The 26,828-nt window shown below is 58.1% G+C and carries 30 protein-coding genes; 11 read left to right on the top strand and 19 right to left on the bottom strand.

Features of this window, described 5'->3' with window-relative positions; all coding sequences use genetic code 11:
- Positions 1 to 51 precede the first annotated feature (51 nt).
- A complete protein-coding gene (gene ctaD, locus PSH97_RS00400; RefSeq protein ID WP_030129647.1) occupies positions 52 to 1,644 on the bottom strand; it encodes a cytochrome c oxidase subunit I in 1,593 nt (530 codons plus the stop codon).
- 82 nt (positions 1,645 to 1,726) lie between these two features.
- The gene (gene coxB, locus PSH97_RS00405) at positions 1,727 to 2,854 is read right to left on the bottom strand and encodes a cytochrome c oxidase subunit II (protein ID WP_305447662.1); all 1,128 of its coding nucleotides are present in this window, start codon (positions 2,852 to 2,854) and stop codon (positions 1,727 to 1,729) included.
- Between the two features lie 372 nt (positions 2,855 to 3,226).
- Between coxB and PSH97_RS00410 the strand changes: the two genes are divergently transcribed.
- Positions 3,227 to 3,877, top strand: coding sequence for a hypothetical protein (locus tag PSH97_RS00410; protein ID WP_305447663.1), 651 nt, complete (start codon positions 3,227 to 3,229; stop codon positions 3,875 to 3,877).
- A gap of 119 nt (positions 3,878 to 3,996) precedes the next feature.
- On the opposite strand, the gene PSH97_RS00415 is transcribed toward PSH97_RS00410, so the two are convergent.
- The 3 genes from PSH97_RS00415 to PSH97_RS00425 all read right to left on the bottom strand — a co-directional run bounded on the left by PSH97_RS00415 (position 3,997) and on the right by PSH97_RS00425 (position 7,685).
- The gene (locus tag PSH97_RS00415) at positions 3,997 to 5,523 is read right to left on the bottom strand and encodes a SulP family inorganic anion transporter (RefSeq protein ID WP_305447664.1); all 1,527 of its coding nucleotides are present in this window, start codon (positions 5,521 to 5,523) and stop codon (positions 3,997 to 3,999) included.
- A 127-nt stretch (positions 5,524 to 5,650) separates the two neighbouring features.
- On the bottom strand, positions 5,651 to 6,382 hold the full coding sequence (locus PSH97_RS00420) for a carbonic anhydrase (protein ID WP_052963582.1): 732 nt from the start codon (positions 6,380 to 6,382) through the stop codon (positions 5,651 to 5,653).
- 244 nt (positions 6,383 to 6,626) lie between these two features.
- On the bottom strand, positions 6,627 to 7,685 hold the full coding sequence (locus tag PSH97_RS00425) for a PA0069 family radical SAM protein (protein ID WP_305447665.1): 1,059 nt from the start codon (positions 7,683 to 7,685) through the stop codon (positions 6,627 to 6,629).
- A gap of 239 nt (positions 7,686 to 7,924) precedes the next feature.
- Between PSH97_RS00425 and PSH97_RS00430 the strand changes: the two genes are divergently transcribed.
- Positions 7,925 to 8,230 (top strand): hypothetical protein, encoded by a 306-nt coding sequence (locus tag PSH97_RS00430; protein ID WP_019651194.1) that lies wholly within the window; start codon positions 7,925 to 7,927, stop codon positions 8,228 to 8,230.
- A gap of 166 nt (positions 8,231 to 8,396) precedes the next feature.
- On the top strand, positions 8,397 to 9,044 hold the full coding sequence (locus PSH97_RS00435) for a dual specificity protein phosphatase family protein (protein ID WP_305447666.1): 648 nt from the start codon (positions 8,397 to 8,399) through the stop codon (positions 9,042 to 9,044).
- Between the two features lie 46 nt (positions 9,045 to 9,090).
- Here the strand turns inward: PSH97_RS00435 and PSH97_RS00440 are convergent, their stop codons facing one another.
- Together PSH97_RS00440 and prlC are read right to left on the bottom strand one after the other, a co-directional pair.
- Complete coding sequence (locus PSH97_RS00440) at positions 9,091 to 9,378, bottom strand: YheV family putative zinc ribbon protein (RefSeq protein ID WP_018927249.1); 288 nt, start codon at positions 9,376 to 9,378, stop codon at positions 9,091 to 9,093.
- Complete coding sequence (gene prlC, locus PSH97_RS00445; protein WP_305447667.1) at positions 9,375 to 11,426, bottom strand: oligopeptidase A; 2,052 nt, start codon at positions 11,424 to 11,426, stop codon at positions 9,375 to 9,377. Before prlC ends, PSH97_RS00440 begins: the two co-directional genes overlap by 4 nt.
- Positions 11,427 to 11,527: 101 nt before the next feature.
- On the opposite strand from prlC, the gene PSH97_RS00450 reads away from it, so the two are divergent.
- Both PSH97_RS00450 and PSH97_RS00455 read left to right on the top strand, forming a co-directional pair.
- Positions 11,528 to 12,073, top strand: a complete 546-nt coding sequence (locus tag PSH97_RS00450; RefSeq protein WP_305447668.1) for a gamma carbonic anhydrase family protein — start codon at positions 11,528 to 11,530, stop codon at positions 12,071 to 12,073.
- A 47-nt stretch (positions 12,074 to 12,120) separates the two neighbouring features.
- Complete coding sequence (locus tag PSH97_RS00455) at positions 12,121 to 12,771, top strand: HAD family hydrolase (RefSeq protein ID WP_305447669.1); 651 nt, start codon at positions 12,121 to 12,123, stop codon at positions 12,769 to 12,771.
- Positions 12,772 to 12,809: 38 nt separating this feature from the next.
- Here PSH97_RS00455 and PSH97_RS00460 read toward each other — a convergent pair whose 3' ends face one another.
- On the bottom strand, positions 12,810 to 13,901 hold the full coding sequence (locus PSH97_RS00460; protein WP_305447670.1) for an aminopeptidase: 1,092 nt from the start codon (positions 13,899 to 13,901) through the stop codon (positions 12,810 to 12,812).
- A gap of 58 nt (positions 13,902 to 13,959) precedes the next feature.
- On the opposite strand from PSH97_RS00460, the gene PSH97_RS00465 reads away from it, so the two are divergent.
- Both PSH97_RS00465 and PSH97_RS00470 read left to right on the top strand, forming a co-directional pair.
- Positions 13,960 to 14,376 carry a PA0061/PA0062 family lipoprotein gene (locus PSH97_RS00465; RefSeq protein ID WP_305447671.1) on the top strand — a complete coding sequence of 139 codons (417 nt, stop codon included), beginning with the start codon at positions 13,960 to 13,962 and terminating at the stop codon, positions 14,374 to 14,376.
- Between the two features lie 40 nt (positions 14,377 to 14,416).
- Positions 14,417 to 14,836: a PA0061/PA0062 family lipoprotein gene (locus tag PSH97_RS00470; RefSeq protein ID WP_305447672.1), complete on the top strand. Its 420-nt coding sequence runs from the start codon at positions 14,417 to 14,419 to the stop codon at positions 14,834 to 14,836.
- A 6-nt stretch (positions 14,837 to 14,842) separates the two neighbouring features.
- Here the strand turns inward: PSH97_RS00470 and PSH97_RS00475 are convergent, their stop codons facing one another.
- Positions 14,843 to 15,076, bottom strand: coding sequence for a DUF1161 domain-containing protein (locus PSH97_RS00475; RefSeq protein ID WP_305447673.1), 234 nt, complete (start codon positions 15,074 to 15,076; stop codon positions 14,843 to 14,845).
- 172 nt (positions 15,077 to 15,248) lie between these two features.
- Positions 15,249 to 15,680, bottom strand: a complete 432-nt coding sequence (locus tag PSH97_RS00480; RefSeq protein WP_038980307.1) for an OsmC family protein — start codon at positions 15,678 to 15,680, stop codon at positions 15,249 to 15,251.
- A 238-nt stretch (positions 15,681 to 15,918) separates the two neighbouring features.
- On the opposite strand from PSH97_RS00480, the gene PSH97_RS00485 reads away from it, so the two are divergent.
- Positions 15,919 to 16,920 (top strand): LLM class flavin-dependent oxidoreductase, encoded by a 1,002-nt coding sequence (locus tag PSH97_RS00485; protein WP_305447674.1) that lies wholly within the window; start codon positions 15,919 to 15,921, stop codon positions 16,918 to 16,920.
- 65 nt (positions 16,921 to 16,985) lie between these two features.
- Here the strand turns inward: PSH97_RS00485 and PSH97_RS00490 are convergent, their stop codons facing one another.
- Positions 16,986 to 17,210 (bottom strand): DUF1161 domain-containing protein, encoded by a 225-nt coding sequence (locus tag PSH97_RS00490; RefSeq protein WP_052963591.1) that lies wholly within the window; start codon positions 17,208 to 17,210, stop codon positions 16,986 to 16,988.
- A 129-nt stretch (positions 17,211 to 17,339) separates the two neighbouring features.
- The gene (locus PSH97_RS00495) at positions 17,340 to 17,555 is read right to left on the bottom strand and encodes a dodecin (RefSeq protein ID WP_007902773.1); all 216 of its coding nucleotides are present in this window, start codon (positions 17,553 to 17,555) and stop codon (positions 17,340 to 17,342) included.
- Positions 17,556 to 17,710: 155 nt separating this feature from the next.
- Between PSH97_RS00495 and PSH97_RS00500 the strand changes: the two genes are divergently transcribed.
- The gene (locus PSH97_RS00500; RefSeq protein ID WP_007902771.1) at positions 17,711 to 18,037 is read left to right on the top strand and encodes a DUF883 family protein; all 327 of its coding nucleotides are present in this window, start codon (positions 17,711 to 17,713) and stop codon (positions 18,035 to 18,037) included.
- Here PSH97_RS00500 and PSH97_RS00505 read toward each other — a convergent pair.
- On the bottom strand, positions 18,034 to 18,927 hold the full coding sequence (locus tag PSH97_RS00505; protein WP_305447675.1) for a LysR family transcriptional regulator: 894 nt from the start codon (positions 18,925 to 18,927) through the stop codon (positions 18,034 to 18,036). The genes PSH97_RS00500 and PSH97_RS00505 overlap by 4 nt on opposite strands.
- Positions 18,928 to 19,039: 112 nt before the next feature.
- Here PSH97_RS00505 and trpB point away from each other — a divergent pair, with 112 nt between their 5' ends.
- Both trpB and trpA read left to right on the top strand, forming a co-directional pair.
- Positions 19,040 to 20,275, top strand: coding sequence for a tryptophan synthase subunit beta (gene trpB, locus PSH97_RS00510; RefSeq protein WP_305447676.1), 1,236 nt, complete (start codon positions 19,040 to 19,042; stop codon positions 20,273 to 20,275).
- Positions 20,275 to 21,087: a tryptophan synthase subunit alpha gene (trpA, locus tag PSH97_RS00515; protein WP_305447677.1), complete on the top strand. Its 813-nt coding sequence runs from the start codon at positions 20,275 to 20,277 to the stop codon at positions 21,085 to 21,087. Before trpB ends, trpA begins: the two co-directional genes overlap by 1 nt.
- Positions 21,088 to 21,184: 97 nt before the next feature.
- On the opposite strand, the gene PSH97_RS00520 is transcribed toward trpA, so the two are convergent.
- The 6 genes from PSH97_RS00520 to PSH97_RS00545 all read right to left on the bottom strand — a co-directional run bounded on the left by PSH97_RS00520 (position 21,185) and on the right by PSH97_RS00545 (position 26,656).
- Positions 21,185 to 23,146: a DUF7844 domain-containing protein gene (locus PSH97_RS00520; protein ID WP_305447678.1), complete on the bottom strand. Its 1,962-nt coding sequence runs from the start codon at positions 23,144 to 23,146 to the stop codon at positions 21,185 to 21,187.
- Complete coding sequence (locus PSH97_RS00525; RefSeq protein ID WP_305447679.1) at positions 23,143 to 23,463, bottom strand: DUF2388 domain-containing protein; 321 nt, start codon at positions 23,461 to 23,463, stop codon at positions 23,143 to 23,145. The genes PSH97_RS00520 and PSH97_RS00525 overlap by 4 nt, the downstream gene beginning before the upstream one ends.
- Before the next feature lie 28 nt (positions 23,464 to 23,491).
- Entirely contained in the window at positions 23,492 to 23,809 is a 318-nt protein-coding gene (locus PSH97_RS00530) for a DUF2388 domain-containing protein (protein ID WP_305447680.1), read from the bottom strand.
- Positions 23,810 to 23,916: 107 nt separating this feature from the next.
- Complete coding sequence (locus PSH97_RS00535; RefSeq protein WP_305447681.1) at positions 23,917 to 24,234, bottom strand: DUF2388 domain-containing protein; 318 nt, start codon at positions 24,232 to 24,234, stop codon at positions 23,917 to 23,919.
- Between the two features lie 393 nt (positions 24,235 to 24,627).
- Complete coding sequence (locus tag PSH97_RS00540; protein ID WP_253554367.1) at positions 24,628 to 24,843, bottom strand: DUF1127 domain-containing protein; 216 nt, start codon at positions 24,841 to 24,843, stop codon at positions 24,628 to 24,630.
- 319 nt (positions 24,844 to 25,162) lie between these two features.
- Positions 25,163 to 26,656, bottom strand: a complete 1,494-nt coding sequence (locus PSH97_RS00545) for an acetyl-CoA hydrolase/transferase family protein (protein ID WP_305447682.1) — start codon at positions 26,654 to 26,656, stop codon at positions 25,163 to 25,165.
- Between the last annotated feature and the right edge of the window lie 172 nt (positions 26,657 to 26,828).

The raw sequence follows: 26,828 nt of genomic DNA on the forward strand, positions 1-26,828 counted from the left end.
ACCGCGCTGGCCCTATCGCAGGCAAGCCGGATCCCACAGGACCGAGGCGTTTCATTTCACTTCCGGCGGCGTGGTGAAGGTGTGATACGGCGCGGGCGATGGAATACTCCATTCCAGGCCTTCGGCGCCATCCCACGGTTTGGCCGGTGCCGGCTCGCCGCCGCGAATGGTCTTGATCACGATGAACAGGAAGAAGATCTGCGTGGCCCCAAACATGAAAGCACCGATCGACGACACCATGTTGAAGTCGGCGAATTGCAGGTTGTAGTCCGGAATCCGCCGCGGCATGCCCGCCAGGCCCACGAAGTGCATCGGGAAGAACGCCAGGTTCATGCCGATGAACGAGAGCCAGAAATGCAGCTTGCCGAGGGTTTCGTCGTACATGTGGCCAGTCCATTTCGGCATCCAGTAGTAGGCCGAGGCGAAGATTCCGAAGATCGCTCCCGGCACCAGCACATAGTGAAAGTGCGCGACCACGAAGTAGGTGTCCTGGTACTGGAAGTCCGCCGGGGCGATGGCCAGCATCAACCCGGAGAACCCGCCAATGGAGAACAGAATGACGAACGCCACGGCGAACAGCATCGGCGTCTCGAAGGTCAGCGAGCCTTGCCACATGGTGCTGGCCCAGTTGAACACCTTGACCCCGGTGGGCACCGCGATCAGCAACGTGGCGTACATGAAGAACAACTCGCCCACCAGCGGAATGCCGACCACGAACATGTGGTGCGCCCAGACGATGAACGACAGGAACGCAATACTCGCCGTGGCATAGACCATCGAGGTGTAGCCAAATAGCGGCTTGCGCGAAAACGCCGGGATGATCGAGCTGACGGCACCGAAGGCCGGCAGGATCATGATGTACACCTCGGGGTGACCGAAGAACCAGAACACATGCTGGAACAACACCGGGTCACCGCCACCGGCGGCACTGAAGAAACTGGTGCCGAAGTGGATGTCCATCAGCATCATGGTCACGCAGCCGGCCAATACCGGCATCACCGCGATCAGCAGGAACGCGGTGATCAGCCAGGTCCAGACGAACAGTGGCATTTTCATCAACGTCATGCCGGGGGCGCGCAGGTTGAGGATGGTCGCGATCACGTTGATCGCCCCCATGATCGAACTGATCCCCATCAAGTGGATGGCGAAGATGAAGAACGTCACGCTTTCCGGCGCGTAGGTCGTCGACAACGGTGCATAGAAGGTCCAGCCGAAGTTCGGCCCGCCGCCGGGGGTGAACAGGGTCGATACCAGCAGCAGGAACGCTGCCGGCAACAGCCAGAAACTGAAGTTGTTCATCCGCGGCAGGGCCATGTCCGGCGCGCCGATCATCAATGGGATCATCCAGTTGGCGAGGCCGACGAAGGCCGGCATCACCGCACCGAACACCATCACCAGGCCGTGCATGGTGGTCATCTGGTTGAAGAATTCGGGCTGGACGATTTGCAGTCCCGGCTGGAACAGCTCGGCACGAATCACCATAGCGAACGAGCCGCCCAGCAGGAACATGGAGAACGCAAACCACAGGTACAGCGTGCCGATATCCTTGTGGTTGGTGGTCAGCACCCAGCGCATCAGGCCTTTGGCGGGGCCGTGGGCGTGGGCGGTGCCGGTATGAACATGGTCATCGACTACAACTGTCATGGCCTGTCTCCTGCAAACGGATGGGCTGGGCGGGCCGGGGCGTCATGCCCCGAGCGGTTCCTTACGTGCGCAATTAACCGGGTCATTTGCTTTCCGCCTGTTTCAGCTCCAGCACTTCTTTAGGGGTGACCATGTCGCCTTTGTTGTTGCCCCAGGCGTTACGTTCGTAGGTCACGACCGCTGCGATATCGACTTCCGACAGCTGTTTGCCGAACGCCGCCATGGAGGTGCCGGGCTTGCCGTGGAAGACGATGTTCAGGTGATCCTTGATCGGGCCGGTGGCGATTTTCGAGCCCTTGAGTGCCGGGAACATCGGCGGCAAGCCCTGGCCTTCGGCCTGGTGACAGGCCACGCAGGTGGTGTGATAGACCTTGTCGCCGCGCTCCTTGAGCTCATCGAGGGTCCATTCCTTGCTGGTCAGCTCTTTGAGTTGAGCTGCTTCGGCTTTGCGCTCGCCCAGCCAGGTTTCGTAATCGGCCTTTTCCTTGACCTCGACCACGATCGGCATGAAGCCGTGATCCTTTCCGCATAGCTCGGCGCACTGGCCACGGTAGATGCCGGGCTTTTCGACACGGGTCCAGGATTCATTGACGAAGCCCGGAATCGCATCGCGCTTGACCGCGAAGGCCGGCACCCACCAGGAGTGGATGACGTCGGCAGAGGTCACCAGAAAGCGCACCTTGGCACCGATCGGCAGCACCAGCGGCTTGTCGACCTCCAAGAGGTAATGCTCGCCTTTGGTTTCCTTGTTGTGGATCTGATCGGCGGGGGTGGTCAGGTTGCTGAAAAATTCGACGTCCTGACCCAGGTATTTGTAGTGCCACTTCCACTGATAACCGGTGACCTGGATATCGATATCCGGCTCAGTGTTGTCGTACATCTGGATCAGGGTGGCGGTTGCGGGGACCGCCATGGCCACCAGAATAAGCAGGGGCACGATGGTCCAGAGAATTTCGACGGTGGTGCTTTCATGAAATTTTGCGGCCACCTGCCCGGTAGAGCGGCGGTGGACCATCATCGACCAGAACATGGCGCCGAAGACGATGATGCCGATCACGACACAGATCCAGAAAATGGTCATGTGCAGATCGAATACTGCGTGACTGATTTCAGTCGCTCCAGGCGCCATATTCACAGTCCAGGCCGCTTGCGCCTGACTGAAAATCGACCACAACAGGAGGCCCATCCAGACTTGTGGATGTCGCATCATTGCGGGTTCCCCTTATAGTTCTTTTTATCCCGCCGGCTTTCACCTGCGGCAAGGGAGCGGCTTTTTCAGACTACGAACTTGAATCGCCGAGCCTTGCTGCATATGCAGTCGGGCGTCATCAGCTAACTCCATTCAGAACCGAGTATAGACAGCGACTGCCACCTCGCAATGTGATGGCGTAAATCGACTGAAACAGGTTGGACTTGCGTTCCAGGTCACGAATGGAGAAGGATGCAGACGAGTGGTGGCAAATCGATATAACGTAGACGTCTCAAGGATGAAATAATTATGACAAATACGTCTTAGGCTTTTTCATAAGCCAGCTACGTTATGTCTTCCCCTATTTCACTGCCTTTGTTTCCTGGAGTTTTCATGAACACCGCCGCATTGCGCGAGCAGATCCAAAAAGCCCAACAACATGAGGCCGAGACCGGCCTGTTGACTCGTCAGTTGGAAACTCAATTGCCGCACCTTCACTCCGCCATCCAATTGCCGGATGTCGATGCCAATGGCGTAATGACGCGTTTTGTGGCCGCGTATATAGAACAAGTGCCGGACCTGCTGGATGCAGCCAATGAAGTCGCCAGGGAAGCGGGCATTGAATCGCAGATCAAGCCGGTATTGAAAATCGCCGAGCAGTTCTTTCTCCAGCCGCCGGCGATCATGGCCGGTCATATCGGCCTGGACGGCCTGCTGGATGAAGCTTATCTGGCGCATCGCTTGGTCGAAGAGGTCAACGACCTGTACATCAAGCATTTTGGCCAGCCACTGATCCCCTTGGACATGACTGTTGCCAACCTGATTGCCCACCATCTGATCGGCGAAGAATTTGCCAATCAACTGGATGAAGCGGTGCATCACGCTGTGGATGAGATGCTTAACGATGAAAGTTTCGCGCTGGAATCGGTAGAGGCCTACCGCGAGAAACTCAGCAGCCCGGACACCGGCGCCGCGTGGAAGCGCTGGCCGTGCCTGTCGCGCCAATTGGGCGTGGGCCTTGAGCTGGATCAGCCAGCGGCTTGATTCAACGGTAGCAATTGAACACCTGTGGGAACGGGCTTGCTCGCGAAAGCGGCGGATCAGTCGACATTAATGTTGAATGATTGACCGCATTCGTGAGCAAGCCTGTTCCCACATTGTTTTTAAGCGGCTGAGCCTACTCCGGTTGTGGTACGTAACCGTCCTTCAAGCCTGCGCTTCAGCCCCCGTGCTTCGATTAACAACTTCGAACCCTTGGCCGCATTGGCCCGGCCCCACTCCTCAAGCAACTCCAGGCACGAGTGATCGATGTAGCTCAGGTTATTGAGCGGCACATGCACCGTTGCACCTGCAGGAATGCTCCCCAGCACTTGGGTCAGCGCCGGTACCTTGAGGAAGGTCGCCGCCCCCACCAGTCGCAGCTCCATCTCACCGTCCGCCGGCAGATCGATCAGGCTGATTTTCAGGCGCGAAGCCTTCCAGGCCAGTTTGGCCAGCGTCAGGCCGAAGCCAATCAGCACGCCGGTCAGCAGGTCGGTGAAGATGATTGCCAGTGCGGTCGCCGCATAGGTGAACATCGGCATCCGGCCATATCGGCCCAGGCCGCGAAAGGCCTTGAGGTCCACCAGTTTGAAACCGGTGTAAACCAGAACTCCCGCCAGACTCGCCACCGGAATGCTTTGCAGCACGCTCGATAGCAGCAGCACGAAAGCCAGCAACCACAGGCCATGAAACACTGTCGACAGTCGGGTGGTGGCGCCGGCCTGGACGTTGGCCGAACTGCGCACGATCACCCCGGTCATCGGCAGCGCGCCGAGCAGACCGCACAACATATTGCCCACACCTTGCGCTGACAATTCGCGGTCGAAGTCCGAGCGCTGGCCGCTGTGCATGCGATCCACAGCGGCGGCCGAGAGCAGGGTTTCGGCGCTGGCGATAAAGGCCACGGCGAAAGCGGCGATCAGCAGAGCCGGGTCTGCGAGATTGAGCAGATCCGCCGGGCGCAGCCAGTCGATGGCTTCTGCCAGGTTGGCCGGGACTTCCACGCGTTTGACCTGCAATGCGAGCACCAGGCTAGCGACCGTTGCCAGGCCGACCCCCAGTAATGCTCCAGGAACGAAACGCAGGGAGTGCGGGCGCAGTTTTTCCCACAGCCACATCACGGCAATGGTCGACAACCCGAGCAAACCTGCTTGCCAGCCAAACGAAGGCAAAGCCTGAATCACTGCTGCGGGGAAAGCCGCCAGATTATCCAGCCCCGAAGGCTTGGGCACGGCATCGAGCATCACATGCACCTGTGACAGCACGATCAGCACCCCAATCCCGGCGAGCATGCCGTACACCACTGCCGGCGCCGTAACCCGAAACCAGCAACCCAGCTTCAAACGCCCGGCCACCAACTGCAGAAAACCCGCCAGCAGCAGGATCGGCCCGAGCATGGCGATACCATGCTGGCGCACCAGTTCGAACACCAATACCGCCAGACCCGCCGCCGGGCCGCTGACTTGCAGCGGCGATCCGGCAAGCCAGCCAACCACCAGACCACCGATGATGCCGGTGATCAGACCTTTGGACGGTGGCAGCCCCGAGGCGATGGCGATACCCATGCACAAGGGCAGGGCGACCAGAAATACAACCACCGAAGCCAGCAGCTCCCGTGGCAGAACAGCTTTTAATTGAGCAGCACGCATGGTGACTCTCCCGAAGTTTTCTTCAGGCGTGGCAAAGCCAGGCTGCCTGATCAGCAGCCTCGGCCAAACCACACAGGGATCTGGTGTCCTGTCTCGCAACTACTGCGAGACAGGACACAAAGAGGATTTAGAAGCGCGCTTTGGGCGTCGCCACCGGAATCGGATGGCTGCCATCAAGCGGCAGGAAACAACCCTGATCCGCGTCGTAAGCTTTGATTTCGCTGGTTTCGATGCTGTAGACCCAACCATGGATGAACAGCTGACCGTTGGCTATGCGCGAGGCCACCGACGGGTGCGTGCGCAAATGCTGTAACTGAGCGATCACATTCTCCTCGGTGAGGATATGCATGCTCTCGTTCTCGTCAGTGCAATGGCAGTTGTCCTGAACCATGGTTTTCGCCACTTCCGCATGACGCAGCCAGGCCTTTACCGTCGGCATCTTTTCCAGGCTTTGCGGGTTGAGCACTGCACGCATGGCGCCACAGTCAGAGTGCCCGCAGATAATGATGTGCTGCACGCCGAGCGCCAGCACTGCATATTCGATGGCCGTGGAAACACCGCCGTTCATTTGCCCATAAGGCGGCACGACGTTGCCGACATTACGGGTCACGAACAAGTCGCCGGGGGCGCTTTGGGTAATCAGTTCGGGAACGATGCGTGAATCGGCGCACGCGATGAACATCGCCCGAGGCCGCTGGGCCGTGGCGAGTTTTTTGAAGAGTTCTTCCTGCTGCGGAAAGATCTCGTGATGAAAGTGCAAAAAGCCGTCAACGATATGCTGCAGCGCTGCATCGGCGGTTTCCGCCTCGGGTTGGGCTGAAGCCGACACAGCCAACGGCTGTTTATCCTTGTCACTCATGATTCATCCTCTTTGGCGGAGTCAGGGAGTTTTCCCGTTTTGTCCGATGTGAAGCCAGTGGCTGTTTAAAAAACATCCAGGTCGAAAAGCAAGACCCGTCAGTCACTCGATGAACAAGGTAGCTGTTGAAACTTAACTCAAACTGAATAAACCGCTCTAGAACGAGTGTTCCAGGTCGCAAAAAACGTGACCAGCCTCAACGCGGTGTATCGTTTTCTCAGCTCAACCATAGGGCCAATTGTCTTTAAATCAATGACATTTGGCGACCCGGCGGACAAAAGGCTTCGCAATTCAGATTGAAACCTTCCTGACTATTAAGCCCCAGGCGCTTGATGGCTTTGGTAAAGCGTTGCGCCAACAGGTCGGCAAACGGCCCTTCACCGCGCATTCGGGCACCGAACCGGCTGTCGTAGAGCTCGCCTCCACGGCTTTGGCGGATCAGGCTCAACACATGAGCTGCACGCTGAGGGTAGTGGGCGGCCAGCCACTCTTCGAACAGCGGCGCCACTTCCAGCGGCAGGCGCAACATCATGTAGGCCGCACTTTGCGCGCCGGCCGCATGGGCTTCGGTCAACAGGCTTTCGAGTTCGCTGTCGTTGATCATTGGAATCATCGGTGAACACAAAACGCCCACCGGAATGCCGGCTTCGCGCATTACCCGGATCGCTCGCAGCCGTGCCTTGGGTGCTGCGGCGCGAGGTTCGAGGGTTCGTTTGAGTTCGTCATCCAGCGTGGTGAGGCTGATCATCACCGCTACCAGCCTTTGCTCGGCGAGTTCGGCCAGCAGGTCCAGATCGCGAAGAATCAGCGAGCCCTTGGTGATGATGGTCACCGGATGGCGGTAACGCAGCAGCACTTCGAGAGTCTTGCGGGTGATTCTGTGTTCACGTTCGATCGGCTGATAAGGGTCAGTGTTGGAGCCCAGGTTGATCGGCGCGCATTGATAGCCGCGCTTGGACAGTTGTTCTTCCAGCACGTCGGCGGCGTTGGTCTTGGCGATCAGTTTGGTTTCGAAATCCAGCCCCGGTGACAGGTCCCAATAGGCGTGGCTGGGCCGTGCGTAGCAATAGATGCAGCCGTGTTCGCAACCGCGATAAGGATTGATCGAGCGGTCGAAGGGTAAATCCGGCGAATTGTTGCGGGTGATGATGGTTTTCGCGGTCTCGATGCGCACCTCGGTGCCTTGGGTTATCGGCGCTTCCTGATACCAGCCGTCATCCTCGGCCACCGAGCGGTTAGGCGCGAAACGGTTGTGCGGGTTGGTGGCGGTGCCGCGACCGCGGGGTGGCAGAGGCGTGTTCATCGAAAAGGTCCAATAGCTGTATGTGTATACAGTATCTGAGGGTCGAGCAACAAACCAGTGCCGTTCGGCAGCTTTATATACGAGACAACAGTAATAAATTAATGAAGTAATTACTGGATCAAGTGCGTCCCGAGCAGTCATCACCAGAAACAGATGCCCAGTGGCGCGATTATAAAAACTGACAGTACTATCCGCGCCACACGAAGTTGTCGTGGATTAATAATTAAAAGGATTTAATCATGTCATTTTTTAACCAGCGCGGTATTTTTTTACAACTATTGGCTCCAAGCATAACCAATCCTCGCGAAGCACAAGTATCGATGCAGCTTGCCCGTAAAGAGTTGGGATGGGATGCGGTAAATGAAGTACAGACAGAAGCACTAGTTGATTCCGTCTATGTGACAGCGGTTTCCAGCGATGGTGGCCAGTCCTTCACGATCAAGACCATTAACAGCGATGTAGACGGTGATGGCGACATCGATGGTGACGACAAGGCTAAACTGCTGGCCCTGGCCAAGGCTTATTCCAGTATCGTAAATCCCTGAAGTTGATAGTTGCGGCCAAGCCTGCATGCAGGCTTGGCTTTATAGGCTTCTATTAACTCCATCCAAATGTTTGATTCACAATTCTTTGACAGCGTCCTCACAGACCTTTGATTGTCCAACGCTCAGACTGTCGGTCATTTATTCACCACCTCACGGTCACCTGAGCATGTCTCCACTGTGCCTTTTACCCGCGACACTTCTCTTGTCGCTGGCCTCACTTTTCAACCTGACGCTTGCCTATGCTGACGATACTGCTTTACCCCGTTCTGCAGAATGGGCTCAACCGGTGGAGGCGAAATACAACCTCTTTCAAATGTCTCCGACGCTGTACCGCAGCGCATTGCCCGATCGCGGAGCGGTAGCGCTATTGGAAAAACTCAAGGTCGGCACCGTTATCAACTTCCTGCCAGAGGCGGATTCAACCTGGTTGTCCACGCCAGGTATCACCCAAATACAGCTGCCCTATCGCACCAATCACGTGGATGACAGTGATGTACTCAAAGCCCTTCGCACAATTCAGACCGCCGAGGCCAAAGGCCCTGTGCTTATGCACTGTAAACACGGCTCGGATCGTACCGGCCTGATGGCCGCGATGTACCGGGTGGTAGTACAAGGCTGGAGCAAAGAAGATGCCCTGAACGAAATGACTCAGGGCGGCTTTGGTGACAGCACCCATTTCAAGGACGGTGTGCGTTACATGATGCAGGCCGATGTCGACAAACTTCGTACGGCGCTGGCCAATGGTGATTGCAGCACGAGCCCATTTGCCAGTTGCTCGATGAAGAACTGGTTCCAATCGGCCCATGTCCAGTAGGTAATACCTCCCACTGCAGGGCGCAGTGGAAGGTGGTTGCCAGCACTCAGTGTTGCTCGTCTGGCTTCTTCTTCAACTTCGGGTTCGGGAAAAACTGCACCGCCTGGACCTTGGCGTCCGGTACCTTGAGTGCCGAGGTATTGACCCGCGTGCCCAATTCCTTGGGTACCGACAGACCTTGTTCATTCAGCGTGTCGGAATAACCGCAGGCCACGCACTCACGATGCGGAACTGTGTCTTCGTTCCACATCATCAACTTATCCGGCTCGCTGCAGGCCGGGCAGACCGCCCCGGCGATAAAGCGTTTTTTGGTAATCACAGGTCCCTCACTCATGCTGCCGCGTCCTCACTCAGGCCGCTGTGGCGCAAGAGTGCGTCAATCGATGGCGCACGGCCACAGAAGTCGACGAACAGCACCATTGGCTCTTGGGAACCACCCCGCGCCAGGATTGCTTCACGGAACGCGCGACCGGTCTCGGCATTGAGCACGCCGTCTTCTTCGAATTTCGAGAAGGCATCGGCCGACAATACTTCAGCCCATTTATAGCTGTAGTAACCCGCCGCGTAACCACCGGCGAAGATGTGAGCGAAGCTGTTGGGGAAGCGGTTGTAGGCCGGCGGACGCATGACCGAGACTTCGTCGCGCACGCCTTCGAGCACTTGCAGCACGCTGCGACCGTCACCGTGGGTGGCATGCAATTCGAAGTCGAACAGCGAGAACTCCAGTTGACGGACCATCATCAGGCCGGACTGGAAGTTCTTCGCTGCGAGCATTTTCTCAAGCAGATCCTGAGGCAGCGGTTCGCCGGTTTCATAGTGACCGGAAATCAGCGCCAGGCCTTCCGGCTCCCAGCACCAGTTTTCCATGAACTGACTTGGCAGCTCGACCGCATCCCAAGCCACGCCATTGATGCCGGACACGCCAGCATGCTCGACGCGGGTCAGCAGGTGATGCAGGCCATGACCGAATTCGTGGAACAGGGTGGTCACTTCGTCGTGGGTCAGCAGGGCCGGCTTACCACTGTCGGCCGGGGTGAAGTTGCACACCAGATTCGCCACCGGGCTTTGCAGCACGCCATTGATCGTACGGCGATGATCGCGGGCGCCGTCCATCCAGGCACCGCCGCGCTTGTTGGCGCGGGCATACAGGTCGAAGAAGAACCGGCCGACGTGCTGGCCGTTTTCCTTGATTTCGAACAGGCGAACGTCCGGGTGCCAGGTATCGAAGCCTTTCAGCTCGGCAATCTCGATGCCGTACAGGCGTTGGACGATAGCGAACAGCCCACCCAAAACCTTGTCGATCGGGAAGTATGCGCGAAGGGTTTCCTGGGCGACGCTGTAGCGCTGTTCGCGCAGTTTTTCCCCGTAGTAACCGCTGTCCCAGCTTTGCAGATCCGGGCAACCCTGTTCGGCGGCATAGGCCTTGAGTTGCTCCAGATCCTGGATGGCGAACGGCTTGCTGCGTTTGGCCAGGTCACGCAGGAAACTCAGCACCTGATCGTTGGACTCGGCCATTTTGGTAGCCAGGCTCAGCTCCGAGAAGCTGGCGAAGCCCAACAGTTTTGCCAGTTCCTGACGCAGGTCGAGGATTTCTTCCATGACCGGGCCGTTGTCATTCTGACCGGCATTCGGGCCTTGGTCCGACGCGCGGGTGCAGTAGGCGGCGTAGACTTCTTCACGCAGGGCGCGGTCTTGGGCGTAGGTCATCACCGCGTAGTAACTCGGGAATTCCAGGGTGATCAGCCAGCCGTCCAGGTCTTTGGCTTGCGCGGCGGCGGCCATTTGCGCCTTGGCCGAATCGGTCAGACCGGCGAGGGCGGCTTCGTCGGTGATGTGTTTGGTCCAGGCCTGGGTGGCGTCGAGCAACTGGTTGGAGAAGCGACTGCCCAGCTCCGACAGTTTGCTCTGCACGTCGGCGTAACGTTTTTGTTCGGCTTCGGGCAGGTCGATACCCGACAGGCGGAAGTCACGCAGGGCGTGCTCCAGGATGGTTTTCTGCGCCACGTCGAAACCGGCGGCCTCGGGACTGTTGGCCAGCGCTTCATAGGCCTGGAAAAGTTCACGGTTCTGGCCCAGTTCGGTGGCGTAGGCGCTCAGGGCCGGCAGGCAGGACTCGTAGGCCTCGCGCAACTCAGCGCTGTTGCACACGGCATTGAGGTGGCTGACCGGGCTCCAGGCGGCGCCCAGACGATCGTTGAGTTCGTCCATCGCCAGCACCAGGCCGGCCCAGGTCGGTTGTTTGCCCTGGGTCTTGAGGATTTCGACAATGGCGGCGCGGTTGTCAGCCAGGATCTTTTCAATGGCCGGTTGCACGTGTTCGGCACGGATCGCCGAGAACGGCGGCAGGTCGTAGGACTGCAGAAGAGGGTTGTTCACGCTCACGGTTGGCACCTTGGCTGGAAAACATGCGGGAAGAAACATGCGCCCATCTTAATTACAATCGACGCTCACCGCAGCTATCGGCAACAGAGAGAAACCCTATCGTGACCCTTCGCAAGTATCAGAATCACACGCCACTGCTGGGTAAAGGCGCCTTTATCGACGGCTCGGCGGTGGTGATCGGCGACGTCGAAATCGGCGAAGACAGCTCCGTCTGGCCACTGACGGTGATCCGCGGTGACATGCACCGCATCCGAATCGGTGCGCGCACCAGCGTGCAGGACGGCTGCGTATTGCACATTACTCACGCCGGGCCATTCAACCCCGATGGCTTTCCATTACTGATCGGTGACGATGTGACCATCGCGCATAAAGTCATGCTGCATGGTTGCGCCGTGGGCAACCGGATTCTGATCGGCATGGGCAGCATCGTCATGGACGGTGCGGTGGTCGAGGACGATGTGATCATCGGTGCCGGTAGCCTGGTGCCACCGGGCAAGCGCCTGGAAAGCGGTTTCCTCTATGTCGGCAGCCCGGTGAAACAGATCCGGCCGCTGACCGACAAGGAAAAAGCCTTTTTCACCTACAGCGCGGCGAACTACGTGAAGCTCAAGGATCTGCATCTGGCCGAAGGCTACGACCAGCTCTAAGCCTTCTTTGAATACGGTAAGCGTCTCGCTATTGCCCAGGAATTTTCATGCATTACCAAACCGTACTGTTCGACCTCGATGGCACGTTGACCGACCCGCGCGAAGGCATCACCCGCTCCATCCAGTTCGCCCTGGGCAAATTGGGCATCGATGAGCCGGACCTGACCAGGCTTGAGCACTTCATCGGCCCGCCGTTATTGCAGGCGTTCATGCAGTTCTACGACTTCGACGAGCCCAAGGCCTGGGAAGCGGTGAACTTCTATCGCGAGCGCTTCAAGGTCACCGGCCTGTATGAAAACCGCGTGTTCGACGGCGTCACGCCGCTGCTGGAAACCCTCGGTGGGCAAGGACGACAGCTGTACATCGCGACTTCCAAACCCTGGGTTTTCGCCCGGGAAATCGCCCGGCACTTCGACTTCGCCAGGCATTTCAAGGTGATTTACGGCAGTGAGCTGGATGGCACGCGGACCAACAAAGTCGAGCTGATTGCGCATTTGATGGCCGAAGAAGGCCTGGACCCGGCCAATACCCTGATGATCGGCGACCGCAAACACGACCTGATCGGCGCTCGCAGCAATGGGCTGGACGCGGCGGCGGTGGGTTATGGGTTTGGTAGCCGCGAAGAGTTGAGCGCCGAAGCACCGGCGTATCACTTCGAGACGCTGGATGAGTTGCATCAGGCGTTTTTGCAGCGCTGATCAAATCCCTTCGCGGGCAAGCCCGCGAAGGGGCCCGTTCAGCCACCGGAATTCGCTGATCCTGCCAACGCCCTCAACGCCGCCTTGCGCTCCCCAACCGGCAACGCGCCCACCTTCTCCACTGCCGCATAAAACCTCACCCAATCACCATCGACCTGCCTGAACAGTGCGGTAAACGCTGGCACCCATTGGTCATACAAACCAAACGGCAACAGCCGGGCATTGTTCATTGGGGTGTTGATCCAGGCGTCGTAGCGTTTGTTCCCGGCCCATTGGCTGTCGCGTAGCGTCCGGTATTCACGGCGCAATTGTTCGAACTCTGCCGCTTTCCGTTCACGCATTTGCTCGGCAGGCAGTGGCAGGGCGTAAAGCCGCTCCAGCCTCTGGCGGGTGTCCAGAACCAATTGAATGAACTGAACACGTTGCTGCTCCAAGGCTCCATTATCCGGCGGCAGGCCGCGGAATGCGCGCCATTGGCGAGTGCCTTCCTGTTCGACGAACGTGGCGAAGGACTCGTTGAACTCGGTATCGTCTTTCACATAAAAACGTTGGTGCGCGAGTTCGTGGAATATCAGCGTGGCCAACCGTTCGTCGCCCCACGCCATCATCGAGCTAATAATCGGATCGTTGAACCAACCGAGCGTCGAATAGGCCTCGACGCCGCCAATCGACACGTCCATACCTTGCAATCGTTGCAACGCGGCCTCACCGCGGGCAGCGCTCTGGTTGTAATACCCGCGATAGGCGACGCAGCCAGCGATGGGGAAACAATGGTTCTGTGGCTTCAGCGAAAACTCCGGCGTGGCAAAGACGTTCCAGACTACAAACGGTCGGCCGATGTCGGCGTACAGGCGGTAGCTCTGGTTGTCCGGCAGGTGCAGATGTTGGCTGGCGAATGCCCGGGCCTTTTGTGATTGGGCCAGATGCGCGCGCAATTGCTGATCGCGGCCGGGATCGGCAATCACACTGGAAACCGGCTCCCGTGCCCGCAGCAAGTTCAACTGACCACTGGCCAATTGGCCGTAATAGCTGATGCTGGCGCAGCCATTGAGTAACAAAAGAAACACACCCGGAAACAAAATGCGTAAAACGCGATCAAGTAACCCGAGGCTTGGACGCGGCCTGATCAAAATGAATCATCCCTGGAAAGTCTGCCCGCAAGACTATCCCGCCTATTGGAGCTCCGCTATGCGCAAGTTGATGCTGACGGGAGGCCTGCTGATGCTGGCCGGTTGTGCCGGATTGCCCACTCCTGATCCTTCGCAGGCGTGGATCGATCTGGATTCACGGCAGGAAGACACCGCGCTGCAAGCGGTGGAAGTCGACGACAAGGCTTCCATCGATAAGCGCTACTTCGAGGTGCAGCCCGGTAGCCATGAGCTGAAGGTTCGCTATTTGTTTGCGGTCCAGCCGACCAACATTGGCCCCGACGCCGAGCCGCTGTGGCGCGACTGCCAGCTGAATGTGAAATTCAAGGACTTCAACGCCGGTCAGCGGTATCAGCTGCAAGCAGGGAATATCGGCTTTCGGCCATGGGCAAAACTCTACGATCAACAGCGCAAAGTGATTGGACAGGGCACACCGGCAGGCTGCCAACGTACCTGATCGGCGCTATGCTGAATTATCGGTCCTTGAGAAATTCATCATGCACAGGTTGTTGCTGTTGCTCGCTGCAGGCGCCTTTGTCGGTTGCACGAGTCCGTTGCCGGCGGTCGATCCGCAGATGGCCTGGGTCGACTTCGCTACGCCCAGCCCCGGCGGGAAACTGCTGATGGCCGAACGGCTGGACAACCAGCGGTTGAGCGACGGACGTTATTTCCAGGTCACCCCTGGAAGCCATGAGCTGAGAGTACGTTTCGATTTTGAAGTGTTTGGTGGTGGCCCGGGCTTAATGAATGCTCCGCTGGAGCGGCTGTGCTACCTGACCATCAACTACGACCATTTCGAGGCCGGCCAGCGTTATCTGCTGGAAGCGCGTTCTATAGCGTTCACCCCCAGCGCCCGGCTCTATAACGCCAAGCGGGAGATCGTGGCTGAAGATCGACTGACCAACTGCGTCATGTGAGACGAATCAACGGTCATTTTTTTGGTAGATGATTTTTTTGGTGCCGCCGTCGCACGTGCCGACCACCATGTTCTGATCGTGCACTTCTTCATTGGTGACGATTTCCAGGGTGTATGACGAGACGTTGTTGGCCTGGATCTTGGCTTCGATCTCGGCCTTGAGTTCTTCACAGGATTTCGGTGCCGCGAGGGCCGATGTGGCCAGCGTGCAACAGATAACCGCCAAGGCAAAACGTTTCATGGTTGAAGCTCCCTTAAAGGCAGCGCGCATGGTGATGCGCTGAAGCTGCTGTCATTTATTCGACCACAGTTTTGTCAGTCAGGTTATGTTTCAGGGCAAAAAAAGACCGCAACCTGCGCAAGGGAGCCCGCGAAGGCTGCGATCTTTTGCCCGCTAGCGTATCAACCCGTTATCAGCTGACCAACGTCGCATCCAGGCTGATTTTCGCATTCAGCACTTTGGACACCGGGCAGCCTTCTTTGGCTTTGTTGCTCAGTTCCTCGAATTGCGCTTGGGTCGCTCCGGGGATTTTCGCCTTGAGAATCAGTTTTACCGCTGTGATTGCGAAGCCACCGTCTACCTGGTCCAGGGTAACTTCGGCATTGGTGTCGATACTGTCGGCCTTAAGGTTGGCCTCGCCGAGAATCATTGAAAATGCCATGGAGAAACAGCCTGCGTGAGCCGCGCCAATCAGCTCTTCCGGATTGGTGCCTTTACCCCCTTCGAAACGGGCCTTGAAGCCGTAGGGCGCTTCTCTGAGGACGCCGGTTTCCGTGGAAATCGAGCCGATACCGGTTTTCAGATCACCTTCCCAATGAGCCGATGCTTTCTTTGTGATAGCCATGTCTGCCTCCTCAAGATCCGGCGCGAAACGTCGCGCCTTCGTGGTTTTCGGTTACCAGGGTTCTGAGGATAGACCGTCCGGCAAAGTTCACCTCATCTGATCGGTCCTCTAATCGCGTAGGAATTTTGTCTCTCCTATTGAAACTCGGGTATATGCCCTCATTGCATAGAACACACTTATAGACTCGGCAGGTTTTCGTTCGTGAAAAAACCTGCTTACCCATTGGAGAAGCAGGTTTATGAAACGACTATCCGATATCAAGTTTTCGACCCTCGACCTGGTGCCCGTGCGGGAGAACGGCAGTGCGGCCCAGTCCCTGCACAATTCCCTGGACCTGGCGCAGCACGTCGAAAAATTCGGCTATAACCGCTTTTGGGTCGCCGAACACCACAACATGGACGGGATTGCCAGTTCGGCGACCTCGGTCCTGCTGGGCTACTTGGCCGGTGGCACTTCGACCATTCGTGTCGGTTCGGGTGGCGTGATGTTGCCCAACCACGCGCCGTTGGTGATCGCCGAGCAGTTCGGCACCCTTGAAAGCCTGTATCCAGGCCGGATCGACCTGGGCTTGGGTCGCGCCCCTGGCTCCGATCAGATGACCGCCCGCGCTTTGCGCCGTGAGCGTTCCGGCAGTGCCGACGATTTCCCGGAAGACGTAGCTGAACTGATGCGCTACCTCGGCCCGCGCACACCGGATCAGCGGATCATTGCCATGCCGGGTACCGGCACCAACGTACCGATCTGGTTGCTGGGTTCGAGCTTGTTCAGTGCTCAACTGGCCGGTGAGCGCGGTTTGCCCTACGCATTCGCCTCACATTTCGCACCGCGATTCATGCACGAGGCGATTCGCGTTTACCGCAACCACTTCAAGCCTTCAGCGGTTTTGGATAAGCCTTACGTGATGCTCGGCGTGCCGTTGGTGGCAGCGGATACTGATGAGCAGGCCGATTACCTGGCCACTTCGGTCTACCAGCGGATTCTCGCGTTGATGCGTGGCCAGAGTCTGGTTCAGCGTCCACCCGTGAAGACCATGGACGGCCTGTGGTTACCCCATGAGAAAGAAGCGGTTGGTGATTTCCTGGGCCTGGCCATGGTCGGCAGCCCGCAGAAAATCCGCGCCAAGCTGGAAGTGCTGATCGAGCAGACTCAGGCAGATGAGCTGATTTTTACCTGTGACCTGTACGAACATGCCGATCGCGTGCACTCCTATGAACTGTTGGCACAGGTCATGAAGGGCTGACGCTCAAGTTGCACCCACAAAAAAGCCGACGCCATTGCGTCGGCTTTATTCATTTGCGAGGGCGGTCAGCCCTGCTTGTAGACGATTTGCCTGGAGCCTTTTTCACAGGTGCCAACGACTTTTCCGTCAGCAGCAGCGCCTTTGTCGACGATCTCCAGCGAGTAATTGGAAACACCCTTGGCATCCAGTTTCGCTGCGATTTCGGCTTTCAGCTCGTCGCACGACTTGCCCTGGGCAAAGGCTGTTCCCGCAAGGCTCAACAAACCTATCGCCAAAATAAACTTCTTCATGGGTTGCACTCCCTGGTCGGATCAATAGGTGAGGGCATCCTGCCATTAGCCGGGCGCACTCACCACTTAGCGCTTCGCCATTCCCTATGGCAGTCGGCCGGCGCGCAAGTTCAGAAGACTAGCTTAAGCTCAGCTACTGGCAATCCGGAATCCGACTTTGAGCGTCACCTGAAAGTGTGCCGCTTTGCCGTCCTTGATGTGCCCACGGGTTTCGGTCACTTCAAACCACTCCATGTACTTGAGGCTTTTGTTGGCTTCGGCCAGGGCATTGTTGATGGCGTCTTCAATGCTGGTAGTGGATGAGCCAACCAGCTCGACTTTCTTGTAGGTGTGATGATCAGTCATGGCGTTCTCCTAAGGATGTGAAATACAGCCTAGCAGTGATTTTTCTTATTTCTTCTGTCGACTAATGGGGGGCAAGTTCAGATTTACTGCACTTTCTCGAACTCTTGAAGTCCCAACCAACACACGCCACTCATCAACAATGCAGGAGAGCCACCATGGCCAACACCTCGTTACGCAAAGCCTCATTGCAAAGCATGGAAGCCGAGATCGAGAGTCTGCTGAAATCGTTGGAAAGCCTGAAGGACGACGCCTCGGACGAGTCGCGTAAAACCCTTAAAACGCTGAAAATCAATGCCGAGAACGCGCTGAAACATTCGCGCCACCTGCTCTCCGATGCCTATGAAGAGGTCAAGGTCAAAACCCGTGAAACCGGGATCGCGACACGTGACTACGCCCAGGAACACCCTTGGACTACCGCCGGCGTCGCCGTTGGTGCGTTGGGCCTGCTCGCGGCCTATCTGCTGTGCAAGCGCGGTAATTAAGAGGTCTGGTGCAGTTCGTTTTTAAGCCACTGCGCCAACTGCCGAGCGCGCCCGTCCGCGGCGCGCTTGGGTAGCCACAACGCCAGTTGCGCCGGGGTTTCACAAAAGCCCCATGGCGCAACCAGGCGACCGGCTTTCAAGTCCTCGGCCACCAGCGGCTCGGGCGCGATGGCCACACCCAGCCCGGCCACTGCTGCCTCCAGCAAATAATACAAATGCTCGAAACTCTGACCGTACTTCAACGCCTTGGCGTCGAGGCCGCTTTGCTGTGCCCAACTCGGCCAGGCTTGCGGACGTGAGGTGGTGTGCAGCAAGGGTTCGGTCAACAGTGCGTTTGCCGGTGCGTTCTGCAGCCTTTCGTAGCCGAGGAATCGTGGGCTCATGACTGGCCCGATGCGTTCGCTGGCCAGTTCATAAACTTGCATGTCCGCCGGCCATGGCGGCTCGGCAAACACCAGCAAGGCATCCAGGCCGGGCCGCCGAGGGTCGAGATCGCCTTCGCCAGCCGACAGGTGCAAGCGCAGATCCGGCAAGTCCGCATTGAGTCGCCCCAAACGCGGAATGAACCAACGCGCCAGCAGGCTGCCCGAACAGCCGAGCACGAACGGCGCATCGGCGGTGCTTTGGGTCAATTCGGCGCAAACGCTGCGCAGTCGCTCGAAGGCTTCACCGCTGACATCGCGCAAACGGACACCGGCATCTGTGAGTTTAAGGCCACGTCCATCCTTGATGAACAGACTCACGCCGAGGTGTTCTTCCAGCACCTTGAGTTGTCGGCTGACCGCGCCATGAGTGACATGTAGTTGTTCGGCGGCCTGACTGACGCTGTTCAGGCGGGCAGTGGCTTCGAAGGCGCGAAGGGCGTTCAGCGGAGGAAGGTCGTGGCTCATGGAATCTGTGAGTTTTCCTGACAGGTTGCGGCGATCTTATCGGTTTTCAGTGCGGGATGTCAGGGGTAGAGTGAACCCCATCGTCACCTCTCGAATACCACTGGAGCGACTCATGACCCAGACTAATCTGCGCAACGGCCCCGACGCCAACGGCCTGTTTGGCGCGTTCGGCGGCCGCTACGTCGCCGAAACCCTGATGCCGTTGATCCTCGATCTGGCCCGCGAATACGAAGCGGCCAAGGAAGATCCGGCGTTCAAAGAAGAATTGGCCTACTTCCAGCGTGATTACGTCGGACGTCCAAGCCCACTGTATTTCGCCGAGCGTCTGACAGAGTTCTGTGGCGGCGCGAAGATTTATCTCAAACGCGAAGAGCTGAACCACACTGGCGCGCACAAGATCAACAACTGCATCGGCCAGATCCTGCTGGCGCGGCGTATGGGCAAGAAGCGCATCATCGCTGAGACCGGCGCTGGCATGCACGGCGTGGCGACCGCCACCGTGGCCGCGCGTTTCGGCCTCGATTGCGTGATCTACATGGGCACCACTGACATCGAACGTCAGCAAGCCAATGTGTTCCGCATGAAGCTGCTGGGTGCCGAAGTGATCCCGGTGGTCGCTGGCACTGGCACCCTCAAAGACGCAATGAACGAAGCCCTGCGTGACTGGGTGACCAACGTCGACAGCACCTTCTACCTGATTGGCACTGTGGCTGGCCCACACCCTTACCCTGCCATGGTTCGCGACTTTCAGGCGGTCATCGGCAAGGAAACCCGCGAGCAGTTGCAAGCTCAGGAAGGCCGTCTGCCGGACAGTCTGGTGGCGTGCATCGGTGGTGGTTCCAATGCCATGGGCCTGTTCCACCCGTTCCTCGATGACAAGAGCGTCGAGATCATCGGCGTCGAAGCTGCCGGTTACGGCATCGAAACCGGCAAGCATGCGGCCAGCCTGAACGGCGGTGTACCGGGCGTGCTGCACGGCAACCGTACTTTCCTGTTGCAGGACGATGACGGCCAGATCATCGACGCTCACTCGATTTCCGCCGGCCTCGACTATCCGGGCATCGGCCCGGAACACGCTTGGTTGCATGACATCGGCCGCGTCCAGTACACCTCGGTGACTGACGACGAAGCCCTCGACGCGTTCCACAAATGCTGCCGTCTGGAAGGGATTATTCCTGCACTGGAAAGCGCCCATGCCCTGGCTGAAGTGTTCAAACGCGCACCAGCGCTGTCGAAAGATCACTTGATGGTGGTCAACCTGTCCGGCCGTGGCGATAAAGACATGCAGACCGTCATGCACCACATGGAACACTCTCAACAAGAGCAATCCAAGCAGGAGAAACACTGATGAGCCGCCTGCAAACGCGTTTTGCCGAACTCAAGGAACAGAACCGCGCCGCCCTGGTAACCTTCGTGACCGCTGGCGACCCGAGCTACGACACGTCTCTGGCAATCCTCAAAGGCTTGCCAGGAGCGGGCGCCGACGTGATCGAGCTGGGCATGCCTTTCACCGATCCGATGGCCGATGGCCCGGCGATTCAACTGGCGAACATTCGTGCCTTGGGCGCCAAACAGAACCTGGCGAAAACCCTGCAAATGGTTCGCGAGTTCCGCGAAGGCAATAGCGAAACGCCGTTGGTGCTGATGGGTTACTTCAACCCGATTCACATGTACGGCGTGCCGCGTTTCATCGCTGAAGCCAAAGAGGCCGGTGTCGATGGCCTGATCGTGGTCGACATGCCGCCCGAGCATAATGGCGAGCTGTGTGACCCGGCACAGGCGGCGGGCCTGGACTTCATTCGTCTGACCACTCCGACGACTGATGACGTGCGCTTGCCGACTGTATTGAACGGCAGTTCCGGCTTTGTTTACTACGTGTCGGTGGCGGGTGTGACCGGTGCGGGCGCGGCGACTCTGGAACATGTCGAAGAAGCCGTCACCCGTCTGCGTCGCCATACCGATCTGCCGATCAGCATCGGTTTTGGTATCCGCACACCGGAGCAAGCGGCGTCCATCGCGCGTCTGGCCGACGGTGTGGTGGTGGGGTCGGCACTGATCGATCACATCGCCAATGCCTCGACGCCGGATCAGGCTGTGGAGGGCGTACTCAGCCTGTGCGCGGCCTTGTCCGACGGCGTGCGTAAAGCGCGGGTCAGCTGAAGGTAAAGTTCCTGATGCAGAGGAATTAGGGCCGCGCGGCACAGACTAAACAGCAAGACCGAGGGCTTCAGGACTACGTTCTGAAGCCCTTTTGCTTTCAGGGCAATTCCAACCCACCTGCAGCCTTGTGTAGCTTGCGCAAATGTTCGCCAACTTGCTTCAGGTTGGCTTCGTTGGCGGCCATCTCGGCGGCACGACTCGGCTTGAGCAACGCCCTCACTTCCTTGTCGAGATCCCCGGTCAGCGCTTGCAGCTGCTTCTGGCGCAGGCTGCTTTCCGACTCCAGGCGCGTCCACTCGTTTGGTTGCGGCAAACCATAACCACCGGTCCCGAGCAGTTCGGCCGGACGGCTGAGGAAGCCGCTGTTGGCGAGAATCTCCTGTAAGGTCGCATTGGCTTTATCCATGCCGCCATTCTTCAATTCCCGAGCGCCCAGATAACGTTGCTTCACTTCGTCCTGGGCCAGCACCATCTGCTGACGGAAACTGGCCTGCTCCAGCAGCAATAACGCCGCGCTGGTGCGCAAATCAGCCTGGTCAATCCATTTGCGGCGCTCATCAGCTTTCAAGGCCAGCCAGTCCTCGACCTTGTCCTGCTTGATCGGCAAATGCTTTTTCAGCACTTCGAACATCGCTTGATAACGCTCGCGGAAGGAGTCGAAGCGATAGCCCAGACGCAGTGCTTCGCGGGGATCATCCAATACGCTGGTATCTGCCAGCCCGCGGCCCTTGAGCACTTCCAGCAAACCGTTGGGCATGATGCTGTCGAGGCCGACCAGTTGCGCATGGTTGGTGCTGCTGCGCAGTAATTTCAGGCCTTCTACCGCGCAGTTGTTGGACAGGAAATAATAGTTGCCGTCGTAGCTCCAGTGCATCTCCGCGGCGTGTTCCACCACGTCTTCGACCTCGCTCTGCGACAGGTTCAGCGGCACCGAGGCCAGACTGCGCAGTTCGGTCTTGGTGTACTCGTCGATGACTTGGGCCAGCGGCAAGACAAACAGGCGTGATGGGTATTTACCCACCAGCCCATCCCAGCTCGACAGCTGTAGGTCACCGACGAAGGCGCGGTAGGACAACACCAGATGTTGATCCAGATCCAGTCGGCAATCCGGCCCGCGCGGCCGACCCGGTGCACAGATCACCAGTCGCAGCATGCTGTGGCCCCAGCGGCTGACCCAGTTCTGGTTGGCTTCTGCCAGTAGATAGTCAACAGCATAAACCCGCTCCGGATCGACCTGGCCCAGGGGCTGCTTGGCGAAGTCGTTACCCGCATTGAGGAAGGCGAATGATTGGGCGCATGTGTCTTTGGCGGCGGGCGCCCAACCGAAATGTTCTTTGTAGTAGCGATACAGCGCAGGGCGACGGCAGGCATAGCTTCGATCGAGGAGGAAGTACTCCATGTTGACCGCGACGAACTCCTTCGGGCTGCTCGTCTCGTAGATGTCCGGGCTGCGGGCAATCTGCCGGTTGTGTTGTTCGCGTTCGCCGCGCCGACCGACGTATTGCGGCCAGCCGGCCAAATCCAGTAGACGAGGGTCATCGCTGAGGGTCCAGCGTCGTTCCGTCTGCCCGCGGCATTGATCGGGGATGCCGATCAGGCCGGAGCTGCTGTTGCGTTGCTTGCAGCGCTGGATCAGCGTGCGCTCGGCGTCTGGCCACAGACGCGCACGGTCATAAATATGGGTGAGTTCGTGCAACACCGTGGCGAGCATTTCCCGGCGCACGGTGCCGTGGGGGCGATAGGTTTTTTGGGTCGCGGCGCTGCCGTTGGTGAGGCTGGCGAGCAAATTGCGATTCAGGTCGAGTTCGGACACCAGCGACGCCTGGCCGTAAGCATCGCTCGGCATGTCGTCGGTCCAGCCGACGTCAATGCGCCGGTCCAATTGCTCAATGAAACGCGGCGGTAAAGCTTGCATGGCTTCATCGAGCAGCGCCTGACTGGCCTGCTGTTGCGCGGGGCTCAGACCGTCGGTTTTGAGCCGTAGTTGCAGGCCGGCCTGAGCCGTATTGCCAAGCAGCAACACAACCCCGGCCAGCAGCCAGGCGCCTAATGACTTCACAGTGCGAGGATGGCTTCGGCGAGAACCTGATCACTGGCGTCCCGGGCTTCCGGTATGCGGGTGCGCAAGGTGTCGAAGGCCGCCTCCAGGTGTGCGCCACGGATTTCACCGTCGCTGGCGACGAAACTGGCCGCATCGTCGTGGGCTTCACGGACAATCTTCGAGTCACGGATGGACGTGGTGGTATCGGATGTGAAATCAAGCGAGCGCTGGGAGGCACGAATGATGATGTTACTGGTGGCTACCAGGGTTTGCGCCTGGGCCACGTCGGCCAACAACAGCAGGCCAAGGGTGGCAGCAATCAGCGGGCTACGCATGGAACGACTCCGGAGGAACAAGGGATATCTATTGGACGAGAATTGCCTGTGCCAGTTCAAGGTCGCTGGCATGAAGTTTTGGCTGGGTCCGGCGCAGGTAAATCAAGGCGGCCTCCAGTTGTGATCCTCGCAGTTGACCGTCACTGGCAATGAACGCGGCAGCGTCATCCCGGGCGGCGATCAGCAGTTTATGGTCGAAGGGGGCGGAGGTCACCATGCTGCTGGCATAACCACTGGCCACGGTGCCTTGCGTTGACAGGTTGAAAGCATCGAAGGCATGGGCCGGGCCCGACCAGAAAGCCGCAAAAAAAACCGCAGTGATCGAAAGACTTGAAAGAAAACGCATGAGACTCGATAGCTGAAAGCGAGTCCCAAGGCTAGCGCAATGCCCGGGCTAGAGCCAGCGCCGAAACATTGGGACACGACGCGCGTGTCCCACTTCAGAGCCGTCGCTTAGATCGTCAGGATGGCCTGGGCCAGCTGTGCGTCGGTCGCATTCAGTTGTGGCGTCTGTTGGCGGATATGGTCGAGAGCGCTTTCCAGTTTCACACCACGAATGGCGCCTTCACTGGCGACGAAGCTGGCGGCATCGTCACGAGCAGCACGGACGATTTTGTCGTCACGAAAGGACGACGAGACATCCGACGTTGCGTCGGAAGACGCCTTCAGGCCACCAACGATGGAATCGGTGGTCACGATAAAGCTGGTGGCGTGGGCATTGGCAGCCATGGCAAGCAGGGCGGCAGCGCTGAGCAGACGAAGACGAGACATGGTGTAGCTCCTTTGAATAGACCGATTGAGAGGTGGCGCAGATCAGACGCCTGTCGTAAAGCGTTCGCCACGTTCTATCTGGATATTAGGCCTGTGCATATCGGTTAGAACAGCCCCAGTCCGGAAAGGGGGAAAATTATCGCCAGAACGGTTTGCCATTTCGTTGTCAATGTTGACCCTGTTACACCCGCGGGCACAGGGACACTACGATAAAATTGTACTGGTTGAATTTACATAAATTATAAACTGTACCTGTCAGTGGCTATCTCTTCTGTACACTGGGATATGAAGCTCCAAAACGACAAAACCCGTCGTGGTTTCCCACGACGGGTTTTGTTTGTTCAATTCGGGTTGCTGGCGGTGGATCCGGAGGATCAGAGCCAGCGAGCTAACTTAGCGCCAGAACGGCTTGCTCAGCTCTTCGTAGCGTTGTGCTTCGCTAATCCCTGCGTCAGCCAGCAGACGCGAATCCAGACGAGCCAGTTGATGGCGGCTGGAGATGCGGCGCTGCCACAGCATCAGGTTGGCGAGAACACGCAGAGGCATGGAGGCCTGGGTGTTTACAGCTTTGTCTTCGAAGAACAGTTCGGAACTGAGTGTACGTTCCATGGTTGACATCCTTCCGCTTATGGCGGGATTAGGTAGTGGTTTAACTGATGCCAATGATCCTCTCGTTTGGCTACTCTCTGTAGATACAGTTCCCCTGTATTGTGAGAGACCAGTTAACTGTTAAAAGGCAGTGTACTGGTCTAAATTGAGGCAACTGTACCTATGCGCACTAATTAGGTGCGTTTTTGCTCATTTCAACGCAAAAGGTAGGCAGATGCCGTAGGAAAAGACCGGTACAGCAGTACAGTTTTTTACAGATCGGAGTGTTATCACTGCGAGCTGACGAAACTGTGTTTGCGTCAGCTGCAATCTGTATCAATTACATCGCCAGCATGCGCCCGGTTTCTTCCAGGTTTATGTGCCAACTCAGGGCATCACGCAGGATGTGCGGAGTATGCCCGCCGACTGCGCAAGCGGCAGTGAAGTAGTCATTCAAGGCCGGGCGATAGTCCGGGTGAACGCAGTTGTCGATGATGACCCGGGCGCGCTCACGCGGTGCCAGGCCACGCAGGTCGGCCAAACCTATCTCGGTCACGAGAATGTCGACGTCATGTTCTGTGTGGTCGACGTGGCTGACCATGGGGACCACGCTGGAAATCGCGCCACCCTTGGCAATCGACTTGGTGACAAAGATCGCCAGGTGCGCATTGCGCGCGAAATCGCCGGAGCCGCCTATACCGTTCATCATCCGCGTGCCACAGACGTGGGTGGAATTGACGTTGCCGTACAGGTCGAACTCCAGCGCAGTGTTGACGCCAATAATGCCCAGGCGCCGTACCACCTCAGGATGATTGGAGATTTCCTGGGGGCGCAGCACCAGCTTGTCCTTATAGTGCTCCAGATTCCCGAATACATCGGCATTGCGCCGGCTCGACAGAGTGATCGAACTGCCCGAAGCAAAGCTCAGCTTGCCAGCGTCGATCAGATCGAAAGTCGAATCCTGCAGCACTTCGGAGTACATGGTCAGGTCTTCGAACGGCGAGTCGATCAAGCCGCACATCACCGAATTGGCGATAGTGCCGATACCGGCTTGCAGCGGGCCGAGCTTGTTGGTCATGCGCCCGGCAGCCACTTCTTGTTTGAAGAAATCGATCAGGTGGTCGGCGATGGCCTGGGTGTCGCTGTCTGGCGGCAAGACAGTGGACGGGGAGTCGGACTGGTTGGTGATCACGATCGCGACGATTTTTTCCGGCGGTATCGGGATGGCAGTGCTGCCAATGCGGTCGTCGACCTTCACCAGCGGAATAGGCGTGCGGGTCGGCCGGTAGGTCGGGATATAGATGTCGTGCAGACCTTCGAGATTCGGGTTGTGCGCGAGGTTGATCTCGACGATCACGTGTTTGGCGAAAATCGCGAAGCTGGCCGAGTTGCCTACCGAGGTGGTCGGCACGATATGGCCGTGCTCGGTGATTGCCACGGCTTCGATCACCGCGATGTCCGGTAGCTTGAGTTGTTGGTTACGCAGTAGTTCCACGGTTTCCGACAGGTGCTGGTCGATGAACATGACTTCGCCGGCATTGATCGCCTTGCGCAGGGTGCTGTCCACCTGGAACGGCATGCGTCGCGACAGTACGCCGGCTTCAGTCAGTTGCTTGTCGAGATCGTTGCCCAGGCTGGCACCGGTCATCAGGGTGATTTTCAGCGGCGTGACCTTGGCGCGTTCGGCGAGTGCATGAGGCACAGCCTTGGCTTCGCCGGCTCGGGTAAAGCCGCTCATGCCGACGGTCATGCCGTCCTGAATCAGAGCGGCAGCGTCGGCGGCGCTCATCACCTTGTCCAACAATGAAGGCAAGCGAATACGGTCACGGTACATAATTATTTTCTCGGGGCAACGGAAGCAAGGTGCGCAGTCTAGTGAATTTGATGAGCCTGCGTCCCGCTACCAAGGTCGCATTCGAGGTGTCTATTCTGGGCCTTTCGGACAAAACACCGTTACAGGATCGGTAACAGCCACAAACAAAAACGCCCCGACGAGTCGGGGCGTT

The organism is Pseudomonas cucumis (genome assembly GCF_030687935.1).
In the GTDB taxonomy this organism is placed as follows: domain Bacteria; phylum Pseudomonadota; class Gammaproteobacteria; order Pseudomonadales; family Pseudomonadaceae; genus Aquipseudomonas; species Aquipseudomonas cucumis.